Here is a 12,024-nt window from a genome sequence, read left to right on the forward strand (position 1 = left end):
TCAGGCATCCGGCAGCGCTTGATATGGCGCTTCTTTATCCGTGCGTTCCTTGGTGCCCCAGGCAGCGATGCCGACCTTGAGCGCAAAGAACAGGATGCTGAACACCACGAACAGGAACAGCGCAGTCAGGGTCGCGTTGGTGTAGGCGTTGAAGATCACATGCTGCATCTGGTCGATGCTCTTGGCCGGGGCCAGCACCTGACCATTGGCCAGCGCATCGCTGTATTTCTTGGCCAGGGCCAGGAAGCCGATCGCCGGGTTTGCATCGAACAGCTTGATGAAGCCGGCGGTGGTGGTGCAGATCAGCAGCCATACGGCCGGCAGCAAGGTCACCCACACATAACGCTGGCGCTTCATCTTGATCAGCACCACGGTGCCGAGCATCAGCGCGATACCGGCCAGCATCTGGTTGGAGATGCCGAACAGCGGCCACAGGGTGTTGATGCCACCCAGTGGATCGATCACGCCCTGGTACAGCAGATAACCCCACATGGCCACGCAACCGGCGGTGGCCACCAGGTTGGCGGTCCAGGATTCGGTGCGTTTGAGCGCCGGCACGAAAGAGCCGAGCAAGTCCTGGAGCATGAAGCGACCGGCACGGGTACCGGCATCCACTGCGGTGAGGATGAACAGCGCTTCGAACAGGATCGCGAAGTGGTACCAGAACGCCATAGTGTTTTCACCCGGCAGAACACTGTGCAGGATCTGCGCGATACCGACCGCCAGGGTCGGCGCACCACCGGCACGGGCCAGGATGGTGGTTTCACCGATGTCATGGGCTACGGCTTGCAAGGCTTCCGGGGTAATGGCGAAGCCCCAGCTGCTGACGGTTTGCGCAACGGTCACCGCATCGGCACCGACTACAGCGGCCGGGCTGTTCATGGCGAAGTACACACCCGGATCGATCACCGACGCGGCAACCATGGCCATGATGGCGACGAACGACTCCATCAGCATGCCGCCGTAACCGATGTAGCGGGCATGCCCCTCACTGGCAAGCAGCTTGGGCGTGGTGCCGGAAGCAATCAGCGAGTGGAAACCGGAGACCGCGCCACAGGCGATGGTGATGAACAGGAACGGGAACAGACCGCCCTTCCAAACCGGACCGGTGCCGTCGACGAACTGGGTCAGGGCCGGCATTCTCAGCTCGGGCATGGTCACCAGGATGCCAATCGCCAGGGCGACGATGGTGCCGATTTTCAGGAAGGTGGAGAGATAGTCACGGGGTGCCAGGATCAGCCACACCGGCAGTACCGCCGCGACAAAACCGTAACCGATCAGCATCCAGGTGATCTGGATACCGGTAAAGGTAAAGGCTTTGGCCCACACCGGATCCGCGGCAATCTGCCCGCCGAGCCAGATCGAGCCCAGCAGCAACAGCACGCCGATCACCGAGATTTCACCAATGCGACCCGGGCGGATGTAGCGCATGTAGATACCCATGAACATCGCGATCGGGATGGTCGCCATTACCGTGAAAATGCCCCAAGGGCTCTCGGCCAGGGCCTTCACCACGATCAGCGCCAGCACCGCGAGGATGATGACCATGATCAGGAAGCAGCCGAACAGCGCGATGGTGCCGGGGATGCGGCCCATTTCTTCACGGACCATATCGCCCAGGGAACGACCGTTGCGACGGGTGGACATGAACAGGACCATGAAGTCCTGCACCGCACCGGCCAGCACTACGCCGGCGATCAGCCACAGCGTACCGGGCAAGTAGCCCATCTGCGCCGCCAACACCGGGCCGACCAGCGGACCTGCACCGGCAATGGCTGCGAAGTGGTGACCGAACAGGACATGTTTGTTGGTCGGCACGTAGTCCAGACCATCGTTATTGAGCACAGCCGGAGTGGCTCGATTGGGGTCGAGTTGCATCACTTTGTTGGCGATGAACAGGCTGTAGTAGCGGTAGGCAACGAGGTAGATGGCGACGGCTGCGACTACGATCCACAGGGCGTTGATCGCTTCGCCGCGGCGCAGGGCCACGACACTCAGCGCAATCGCTCCCAGGACAGCCACGGCAAACCAGGCGAGGTGTTTAGCCAGACGGGGCATAGCGTGTCTCCTGCCGACAGCCAGTGACTGCGGCGGTAATTTTTATAATTGTGTCCGCAGTGCGGAGCTGGCCCAATATCTGCGCATGTCGTCCACAAATAAATCCGCGTTACTACGTACGTGGCGCCTACGTAGTTCTACGTAGATGACGCCGATCTCATGTGGGTTCACCACCGGACCCGGGGCCATCCCCGATCAAATGTGGGAGCGAGCTTGCTCGCGATAGCGGGCTGTCAGACACATCAATGTTGAATGTGCCGCCCTCATCGCGCACAAGCTCGCTCCCACAGGTTCTGTATTTCAACTGAATGGCATCCCGGCCGCCGGTCATTCCGTCCAGCAACGCTACTGGCCGAACACCTCTTTGGCATATGATCCCGAGCCTTCGCGCGGGCAGGAGTCAACATGCAGCTCAAACACAAGATCGTCGCCCTCGGGATTCTGCCGCTGGTGCTGGCCATTGCCGTCATCTGCGCGCTGGTGATTTCCCTCAATCGCCAATTGGGCGATCAACAGGCACAACTGATCGAAGACAGCATTCTGGCGAGCAAGCGCGCGGAGCTGAAAAACTACGTGGAAATGGCCCAGAGCCTGATCGCGCCCCTGTACGACGACGGCCACGGCGACGCCCGTGCCCAACAACAAGTGCTGGAAGAACTGCGCAAGCTCAGCTTTGGCATCAACGGCTACTTCTTCGTCTACGACCACGAAGGCCGCAGCCTGATGCATGCGCGCCAGTCGGAACTGGTGGGCCAATACCTGTGGGACATGAAAGATCCCCACGGCCTGCCGGTGATCCAGGCGCTGCTCAAAAGCGCGCAATCGGGCGAAGGTTTTCAACGCTATGCCTGGAACAAACCCTCCTCCGGTCAGGTGACCGACAAGCTCGCCTACGTGGTGATGCTCGATCGCTGGGGCTGGATGCTCGGTACCGGCATCTACCTCGAAGACGTCGAACGCGCCACCCAGCAGGCCCGTGCCGAAGTGGCCATGGGCATCCGCAAGACCATGATGGCGATTGCCGTGGTTGCCCTCGTCGCGGTGCTGTTCGTATTCGCCACCGGCATGACCCTCAACGTCAGCGAACATCGGCTGGCGGACAAGAAACTGCAGCGCCTGACCCAGCGCATCGTCAGCCTGCAGGAAGAGGAACGATCCCGAGTGTCCCGCGAGTTGCACGACGGCATCAGCCAGGTGCTGGTCTCGATCAAGTTTCAATTCGAACTGGCCAGCCATCTGCTGGAACGCGGACAGGCCCACGACAAGGGCTTGAGCACGCTGAAAGACGCCACCGAGCGCCTGGGCGATGCCATCGGCGAAGTCCGCAGCCTCTCCCACGACCTGCGCTCATCCCTGCTCGACACCCTCGGCCTGCCGGCGGCCATCGGCCAATTGGCTGCCGAATTCGAGCAGCGCAGCGGGCTGACCGTGACCTATGACGAAAATGAATTCGACTGCCAATTGGTCGACGGCGCGGCTGTTTCGCTGTTCCGAATCGTCCAGGAAGGCCTGACCAATATTGAACGCCACGCCCAGGCGAAGAACGTGTCCATTACACTGCGCGGCTGCGAACAGTCGGTGCGGCTGACGGTGGTCGATGACGGCATTGGTTTCAACGTAGCCCAGGTAGAACGTCGCCAGGCCGGCATTGGCTTGCGTAACATCCGCGAGCGCGTCGAACATTTTGGTGGGCGCTTCGATTTGATTTCGATGCCGGGCAGAAGTGAGCTGGACGTGCGGCTGCCAATGAAACCAGACGCATAACGCTGACCCGGCCCAAAACTACAAGAGTGAATAGCTGCGATGAACCTGCCTTCCCCGATCCGCGTCGCCCTGGTCGACGATCACTCCCTGGTCCGCGACGGAATCAAGGCGCTGCTGGCCGTGATGTCGCCCCTGGAAATGGTCGGCGAAGCGGAAAACGGCGCCGCGGCCATCGAGATGGTTGGACGTTGCCAGCCGGACCTGCTGCTGGTCGACATCAGCCTGCCGGACATGAACGGCCTGGAACTGACCCGCGTGCTGCGCAGCCAGTACCCGTCGCTCAAGGTGCTGGTGCTGAGCATGTACGACAATTACGAATACGTCAGTGAATCGGTGCGCTCCGGTGCCAGCGGCTACGTGCTGAAGAACGCCCCGTCACGGGAAATCATCGCCGCCATCGAAGCCATCAGCAGCGGCGGAACCTTCTACAGCGCGGAAATCGCCCAGCGGCTGATCGCCGACAGGAACACCGACAACGAACTGACCCCTAGGGAAAGCCAGGTGCTGTCGAAGATGGCGCAGGGGTTGAACAACAAGGAAATGGCCCGGGAACTGGACATCAGCGTGCGCACGGTGGAGACACACCGCTTGAGCATCCGGCGCAAGCTCAACATCGACAAGCCGGCGGCGCTGGTCAAGTACGCCATCGATCATGGGCTCATTTCCCGCTAACACCGCGAACCCTGTGTTCACTGCAAAAACCTGTGGGAGCGGGCTTGCTCGCGAAGGCGTTGTGTCAGTCGACAACATTGCTGGCAATGCCGACGCCTTCGCGAGCAAGCCCGCTCCCACAAGGAGCATCGAATCCACCATTGACTGCGTCGATAGTCACCATTGATTCAATGAAGTTCTCTTAAAAAATCCACGGCGTAACATCTGCTCCATACCAACCCATCAGCACCCCGGAGCACACCATCATGAAACGCCAAACCCTTCTCGGCATCGCTTTCTCGGTTTTCGCAGTTAACGCTTTCGCCGCTACCGCCGCTCAACCTGTGGTCGCTGAAGGCGGCTCGGATCGTCTGATCGAAAGCCGCGCTGTCTGAATGCAGTGCTTTACCGCAGGACTCGACGAAAAACCCGGCCTCATCAGCCGGGTTTTTTTACGTCTTTTATAAGTCCTTCCCGCCACGCATAGCGCCTCGCCCGCCCCCCTTTTATCGCCATCCAGCCAGAAACTCCGTTCGGGGGACTTGTGCTTCCGGTATTATGGTATACCATCAGACGCACAGACACCCAAACCTCTACGGAGCAGCTCATGAGTTTCGAAATCCGCAAGATCGTCAGCTATGTCGAAGAAACCTTTATTGAAGGCGGCAAAGCCACCGATAAGCCCGTGACCATGGTCGGTCTGGCCGTGGTGATGAAGAACCCCTGGCTGGGCAACGGTTTCGTCGAAGACCTGAAACCACAGATCCGCGCCAACTGCTCCGACCTCGGCGCACTGATGGTCGAGCGTCTGGTGGGCATCATTGGCGGCGCCGAGAAAATCGAGGCCTACGGCAAGGCTGCGGTGGTCGGCGCCGATGGCGAAATCGAACACGCTTCGGCGGTGATCCACACCCTGCGCTTCGGCAACCATTACCGCGAAGCGGTCAAGGCCAAGAGCTACCTGAGCTTCACCAACAAGCGCGGCGGCCCGGGCACCTCGATTCAGATCCCGATGATGCACAAGGACGACGAAGGCCTGCGCTCGCACTACATCACCCTGGAAATGCAGATCGAAGACGCGCCGCGTGCCGACGAAATCGTCGTGGTCCTGGGTTGCGCCGATGGCGGCCGCCTGCACCCGCGCATCGGCAACCGCTACATCGACCTGGAAGAACTGGCTGCCGAAAAAGCCCAGTAACCGGCCAGCAGAACGACAACAAGAAGGCATTGCAGGAGCGCTCCATGATTCGGCTCACCGCTGAACTCACCCCGGCTGGCACCAGTTACCTGGCGACCGGCCAAGGCCAGCCCGTGGTCTTGATCCACGGCGTGGGCCTGAACAAAGAAATGTGGGGCGGCCAGATCGTTGGCCTGGCCACGAAGTACCGCGTCATCGCCTACGACATGCTCGGCCATGGCGCCAGCCCGCGACCGGAGAACGGTACGCAACTGCTCGGCTATGCCGACCAGTTGCTGGAGCTGCTCGACCACCTGCAATTGCCCAAGGCAACGGTGATCGGTTTTTCCATGGGCGGGCTGGTGGCGCGGGCCTTTGCCCTGCACTACCCGCAACGCCTGGAAGGCCTGGTGGTGCTCAACAGCGTGTTCAACCGCAGTGCCGAACAGCGTGCCGGGGTCATCGCCCGCACCAGCCAGGCTGCCGAACACGGGCCGGACGCCAATGCCGAAGCCGCACTGTCACGCTGGTTCAGCCGTGAATACCAGGCCGCGAACCCGGCGCAGATCGCCGCGATTCGCCAGACCCTGGCCGGCAATGACCCTCAGGGTTACCTGACCACTTATGAACTGTTCGCCACCCAGGACATGTACCGCGCCGACGACCTGGCCAGCATCCAGGTGCCGACGCTGATCGCCACCGGCGAACTGGACCCCGGCTCAACCCCGGAAATGGCCCGGCAACTGGCCGAACGGATTCCCGGCGCGACCGTTGCCGTACTCGCCGAGCAACGGCATATGATGCCGGTAGAGTCGCCGCGCCTGGTCAACCAGCTGTTGCTGGAGTTTCTGCAGACCGCGCACTCCAAACAAAACCAGATCAAGGGGATCGTTGCATGACACTCGCACGCTTCCAGATGTGCATCGGCGGTGAATGGGTCGATGCCCTGTCCGGCAAGACCTTCGAAAGCCTCAACCCGGCGCTGGCCGAACCCTGGGCTGAACTGCCCGATGCCGACGAAGCCGATGTCGAGCGTGCCGTGCAGGCTGCGCAGACGGCTTTCGACAGCCCGGCATGGCGCGGTTTGACGGCTACCGCTCGCGGCAAATTGCTGCGACGCCTGGGCGACCTGATCGCCGAGAACAAAGAACAACTGGCGCAGCTCGAAAGCCGCGACAACGGCAAGCTGATCCGCGAAACCCGTGGCCAGGTCGGCTATTTGCCGGAGTTCTTCCACTACACCGCAGGCCTGGCGGACAAGCTCGAAGGCGGCACCCTGCCGCTGGACAAGCCGGATCTGTTTGCCTACACCGTGCACGAAGCCATGGGTGTGGTTGCCGCGATCATTCCGTGGAACAGCCCGCTGTACCTGACCGCGATCAAACTCGCCCCAGCCCTCGCCGCAGGCAATACCATCGTGATCAAGCCGTCGGAACACGCCTCGGCAACGATTCTTGAACTGGCGCGCCTGGCACTGGAAGCCGGGATTCCGCCGGGGGTGGTCAACGTCGTCACCGGTTACGGCCCGAGCACCGGCGCCGCCCTCACCCGCCATCCGCTGATCCGCAAGATCGCCTTCACCGGCGGCGCGGCGACGGCTCGGCATGTGGTGCGCAGCAGTGCCGAGAACTTCGCCAAGCTGTCGCTGGAACTGGGGGGCAAATCGCCGAACATCATCTTCGCCGACGCCGACCTCGACAGCGCGATCAACGGCGCCATCGCCGGGATCTATGCCGCCTCCGGGCAAAGCTGCGTCTCCGGTTCGCGCTTGCTGGTGCAGGACGAAATCTACGATGAGTTCGTCGGTCGTCTGGTGGAACGCGCCAAGCGCATCCGCATTGGCAACCCGCAGGACGACAGCAGCGAAATGGGCCCGATGGCCACCGCGCAGCAACTGGCCGTGGTCGAAGGCCTGGTGGCCGATGCCATCGCCGAAGGCGCGCGCCTGCGCCTGGGCGGCAAGCGTCCAGAGAATCTGGGTGACGGCTGGTTCTACGAACCGACGCTGTTCGAGTGCGACCGCAATTCGATGAAGATCATGCAGGAAGAAGTCTTTGGTCCGGTGGCTTCGGTCATCCGTTTCAAGGACGAAGCCCAAGCGCTGGCAATTGCCAACGACTCGCAGTTCGGCCTCGCCGCCGGCATCTGGACCCGCGACCTGGGCCGCGCCCATCGCCTGGCCCGGGACGTGCGTTCGGGGATCATCTGGGTCAACACCTACCGTGCAGTCTCGGCCATGGCGCCGATCGGCGGCTTCAAGAACAGCGGCTATGGACGCGAAAGCGGCATCGATTCGGTGCTGGCCTACACCGAGCTGAAAACGGTGTGGATCAACCTGTCCCAGGCACCGATGCCTGATCCCTTCGTGATGCGCTAGGAGTCCTGGAAAATGATCGAACCCGGCATTTACAAAGACGTGATGAGTTCGTTCCCGTCCGGGGTCACGGTGGTCACCACCCTGGACCCGGACGGCGGCATCGTCGGCATCACCGCCAGCGCCTTCAGTGCGCTGTCGATCGACCCGGCACTGGTGCTGTTCTGCCCCAACTACGGCTCCGACACCTACCCGGTGCTGCGCGACAGCAAGCAGTTCGCGATTCACCTGCTGTCCGCCGACCAGACCGCCGAGGCCTATGCCTTCGCCGGTAAAGGCAAGGACAAGGCCAAAGGGATCGAGTGGCACTTGAGCGAACGGGGTAACCCGATCCTGGCCAAGGCTACGGCGATCATCGAGTGCGAACTGTGGCGCGAATACGACGGCGGCGATCACGCGATCATCGTCGGCGCGGTGAAGAACCTGATCCTGCCCGCGCAACCGGTCACGCCGATGATCTACCACAAAGGCAAACTGGGCCCCCTGCCCACCCTGGCCTGACACTGCTTTTCTGTGGGAGCGAGCTTGCTCGCGATGACGGTGTATCAGTCGACATGGATGTTGAATGTCAGTCCGCTATCGCGAGCAAGCTCGCTCCCACAGGTACTGCACCAGACAGTTAAGTCTTCATTCTTTCCAGGAGCCGGCATGAGCCCAGCAGCCTCGCAATTGTTCCGTCAGCAGGCCTACATCGATGGCCAGTGGCTGGACGCGCCGGATGGCGCCTGTCAGGACATCTTCAACCCGGCCACCGGTGAACTGATCGGCCAGGTGCCGAACCTCGGTGCCGAGCATGCACGCCTGGCTATCGAGGCCGCCAACAAGGCCTGGCCGGCCTGGCGCGCGCTGACCGCCAAGGAGCGCAGCAATACGCTCAAGCGCTGGCATGCCTTGATGCTGGAAAACGCCGACGCCCTGGCACACATCCTCACCCTCGAACAAGGCAAGCCACTGGCCGAAGCCAAAGGCGAAATCCTCTACGCCGCGAGCTTCATCGAGTGGTTCGCCGAAGAGGCCAAACGCATCTACGGCGACACCATTCCCAGCCACAAGGGCGATGCGCGCATCGTGGTCAGCAAGGAGCCGATTGGCGTCGTCGCGGCCATCACGCCGTGGAACTTCCCGGCGGCGATGATCACCCGCAAGGCCGGCCCGGCACTGGCGGCCGGTTGCCCGTGCATCGTCAAGCCAGCCCCGGAAACACCGTTCTCGGCACTGGCCATGGCTGCGCTGGCGGAACAGGCCGGGATTCCAGCGGGCATTTTCAACGTGATCACCGGCGATGCCATCGCCATCGGTGGCGAGCTGACCGCCAGCAGCCTTGTGCGCAAACTGTCGTTCACCGGCTCCACCGCCATCGGCAAACTGCTGATGGCCCAGTGCGCGCCGACCCTGAAAAAAGTCTCGCTGGAGCTGGGCGGCAACGCGCCGTTCATTGTCTTCGACGATGCCGATCTGGAACGCGCCGTCGACGGCGCGCTGATCGCCAAATTCCGCAACGCCGGGCAGACCTGCGTCTGCGTCAATCGCTTCCTGGTGCAGGCCGGCATCCACGACGCCTTTGTCGCACGCCTGGCCGAGCGGGTTTCGCAACTCAAGGTCGGCAGCGGTTTCGATGATGGCGTCACCCAAGGGCCACTGATCAACGAGCGCGCCGTGGCCAAGGTCGAAGAACACGTGCAAGACGCTCTGGCCCACGGAGCACAACTGCTCTGCGGCGGTGAACGCCATGCCCTGGGCAATGGGTTCTTCCAGCCGACCGTGCTCATCGGCGTCACCACCCGGATGAAAGTCGCCCGGGATGAAACCTTTGGCCCGTTGGCCGCCGTGTTCCGTTTCGACACCGAGGCCCAGGCCGTCGAGATGGCCAACGACACCGAATTCGGCCTGGCCGCCTACTGCTACACCCGCGACCTGGGCCGCGCCTGGCGCATGAGCGAGGCGCTGGAGTACGGCATGGTCGGGATCAACGAAGGGCTGATTTCCACTGAGGTCGCGCCATTCGGCGGGATCAAGTCCTCGGGGCTGGGCCGTGAAGGGTCGAAGTACGGCATCGAGGATTACCTGGAACTCAAATACACCTTGATGGGCGGCCTTTGAGCCCGCGGGAGCTACGCAAATGAACAACGAAAAGTATGAAAAAGGCCTGAAGATCCGTACCCAGGTGCTGGGTGAGGCCTACGTCAATCGCTCCATCGAGAACGCCGACGACTTCACCCGACCGTTGCAGGAAATGGTCACCGAGTATTGTTGGGGTCATGTCTGGGGTCGTGAGGGTTTGTCGCTCAAGGAGCGCAGCATGATCAACCTGGCGATGATCTCGGCCCTCAACCGGCCCCATGAACTCAAACTGCATGTACGCGGCGCCTTGCGTAACGGCCTGAGTCGTGAGCAAATACGCGAAATATTGCTTCAGGTCGGCATTTATTGCGGTGTCCCCGCTGCCGTAGACAGTTTCCGGCTCGCCCGTGAAGCCTTCGCCGAAGCCGATGCCGAGGCCTCCAGTTAACCCTTGGCTGTTTGATCTGACCGGGCACCCAGATTCCTGTAATCGAAGTGCTCTTTTTTGCATGGACAGCCACAATCAGAGCGGACCCCATGAAACGCCTGCCACTCGACGACAGCTTCAAGGTCAATCGCAACCCCGTTACCCTGCGCGAAATCGTGCTGGATAAACTGCGAAGCGCCATCATGAACTTCCAGCTCCTGCCGGGAGACCGTCTGGTCGAACGCGATCTGTGCGATCGCCTGGGCGTCAGCCGTACCTCCGTGCGCGAAGCCTTGCGTCACCTGGAATCCGAAGGCCTGGTGGAATTCGCCGACGCCAAGGGCCCGCGTGTCGCGATCATCACCCTGGCCGATGCCGTGGACATCTACGAGCTGCGCTGCGTACTCGAAGGGCTGATCGTGCAACTGTTCACCCTGCGCGCCAAGGCCAAGGACATCAAGGCCCTGGAAAAAGCCCTCGAAGAAAATCGCAAGGCGCTCAAGGACGGTGAGCTGCAACAGGTCATCGACTCGGTGCAAGGTTTCTACGATGTGCTGCTCGAAGGCTCGGGCAACCATGTCGCGGCCACTCAATTGCGCCAGTTGCAGGCACGCATCAGCTACCTGCGCGCGACCTCGGTGTCCCAGGAAAACCGTCGCGGCGCCAGTAACCAGGAAATGGAACGCATGGTCGAGGCGATCAAGGGCGGTGATCCGCTGGCCGCCCACCAGGCTTGCGTCGACCACGTGCGTGCGGCCGCTGCCGTGGCCCTGGACTACCTCAAGCGCAAGCAGGAAGAAACCGGCGATATCCCGGCGATTACCTTGCCCATCGCGCTGAAAGAACCGCGCATAGGTCGCTGAAATGTTCAGCCCGAGCTTTTGCCCCAAGTGCGGCAGCGCAGACCTCAGGTCACAGTTGCCGCCGGGCGATACGCACGAGCGCCTGATGTGCCGCGGTTGCGGCTACATCCATTACATCAATCCGAAAATCATTGCCGGCTGCATCATCGAGCAGGACGGCAAGTACCTCTTGTGCCAGCGCGCCATCCCGCCGCGCCCCGGCACCTGGACCCTGCCGGCAGGCTTCATGGAAAGTGGCGAGACCACCGAACAGGCGGCCTTGCGCGAAGTCTGGGAAGAAAGCGGCGTGCGTGCCGAAATCGTCTCGCCCTATTCGATCTTCAGCGTGCCGAAGATCAGCGAGGTGTACATCATCTTCCGCGCCATCGCGCTGGAGATTACCGGGCAGTACGGCCCGGAAACCCTCGACTACAAGTTCTTCGCGCCCGAGGACATTCCCTGGGACAGCATCTACTATCCGGCGATCCGGCAGATCCTTGAGCGCTATATCGAGGAGCGCCAGGCCGGGGTTTATGGCATCTACATGGGCAATGACGACAGCGGGAAGATTCACTTCATTCGCTGAAAAAACCCCACTCCCCCTTTAGGAGCGAGCCTGCTCGCGATGGTCGTCAACGATGACGCGTGCTGACTGACCGAACGCGTTGCT

Annotated in this window: 12 protein-coding genes; 11 read left to right on the forward strand and 1 reads right to left on the reverse strand. The window is 61.8% G+C overall.

Features of this window, described 5'->3' with window-relative positions; all coding sequences use genetic code 11:
• On the reverse strand, nt 1–2,058 hold the full coding sequence (locus ABIE16_RS15815; protein WP_090456291.1) for a carbon starvation CstA family protein: 2,058 nt from the start codon (nt 2,056–2,058) through the stop codon (nt 1–3).
• A 405-nt stretch (nt 2,059–2,463) separates the two neighbouring features.
• On the opposite strand from ABIE16_RS15815, the gene ABIE16_RS15820 reads away from it, so the two are divergent.
• The 11 genes from ABIE16_RS15820 to ABIE16_RS15870 all read left to right on the forward strand — a co-directional run bounded on the left by ABIE16_RS15820 (nt 2,464) and on the right by ABIE16_RS15870 (nt 11,940).
• Nucleotides 2,464–3,822, forward strand: a complete 1,359-nt coding sequence (locus ABIE16_RS15820) for a cache domain-containing protein (protein WP_154863145.1) — start codon at nt 2,464–2,466, stop codon at nt 3,820–3,822.
• Nucleotides 3,823–3,861: 39 nt separating this feature from the next.
• Nucleotides 3,862–4,494, forward strand: a complete 633-nt coding sequence (locus ABIE16_RS15825; protein WP_407516570.1) for a response regulator — start codon at nt 3,862–3,864, stop codon at nt 4,492–4,494.
• Between the two features lie 245 nt (nt 4,495–4,739).
• A complete protein-coding gene (locus tag ABIE16_RS15830; protein WP_429521667.1) occupies nt 4,740–4,868 on the forward strand; it encodes a hypothetical protein in 129 nt (42 codons plus the stop codon).
• A 212-nt stretch (nt 4,869–5,080) separates the two neighbouring features.
• Nucleotides 5,081–5,671 (forward strand): amino acid synthesis family protein, encoded by a 591-nt coding sequence (locus tag ABIE16_RS15835; protein ID WP_007978708.1) that lies wholly within the window; start codon nt 5,081–5,083, stop codon nt 5,669–5,671.
• A gap of 44 nt (nt 5,672–5,715) precedes the next feature.
• On the forward strand, nt 5,716–6,549 hold the full coding sequence (locus ABIE16_RS15840) for an alpha/beta fold hydrolase (protein ID WP_090456298.1): 834 nt from the start codon (nt 5,716–5,718) through the stop codon (nt 6,547–6,549).
• Nucleotides 6,546–8,027, forward strand: coding sequence for an aldehyde dehydrogenase (locus tag ABIE16_RS15845; RefSeq protein ID WP_090456300.1), 1,482 nt, complete (start codon nt 6,546–6,548; stop codon nt 8,025–8,027). The genes ABIE16_RS15840 and ABIE16_RS15845 overlap by 4 nt, the downstream gene beginning before the upstream one ends.
• Nucleotides 8,028–8,039: 12 nt before the next feature.
• A complete protein-coding gene (locus ABIE16_RS15850) occupies nt 8,040–8,525 on the forward strand; it encodes a flavin reductase family protein (protein ID WP_218496465.1) in 486 nt (161 codons plus the stop codon).
• 147 nt (nt 8,526–8,672) lie between these two features.
• Nucleotides 8,673–10,124, forward strand: coding sequence for an NAD-dependent succinate-semialdehyde dehydrogenase (locus ABIE16_RS15855; protein WP_429521511.1), 1,452 nt, complete (start codon nt 8,673–8,675; stop codon nt 10,122–10,124).
• 19 nt (nt 10,125–10,143) lie between these two features.
• On the forward strand, nt 10,144–10,533 hold the full coding sequence (locus tag ABIE16_RS15860; RefSeq protein ID WP_007991919.1) for a carboxymuconolactone decarboxylase family protein: 390 nt from the start codon (nt 10,144–10,146) through the stop codon (nt 10,531–10,533).
• An 89-nt stretch (nt 10,534–10,622) separates the two neighbouring features.
• Nucleotides 10,623–11,375, forward strand: coding sequence for a GntR family transcriptional regulator (locus tag ABIE16_RS15865; RefSeq protein WP_015095667.1), 753 nt, complete (start codon nt 10,623–10,625; stop codon nt 11,373–11,375).
• A gap of 1 nt (nt 11,376) precedes the next feature.
• Nucleotides 11,377–11,940, forward strand: a complete 564-nt coding sequence (locus ABIE16_RS15870; RefSeq protein ID WP_102671435.1) for an NUDIX hydrolase — start codon at nt 11,377–11,379, stop codon at nt 11,938–11,940.
• Nucleotides 11,941–12,024 lie beyond the last annotated feature (84 nt).

It is taken from the genome of Pseudomonas sp. 2725 (assembly GCF_050434585.1).
Taxonomy (GTDB): domain Bacteria; phylum Pseudomonadota; class Gammaproteobacteria; order Pseudomonadales; family Pseudomonadaceae; genus Aquipseudomonas; species Aquipseudomonas jessenii.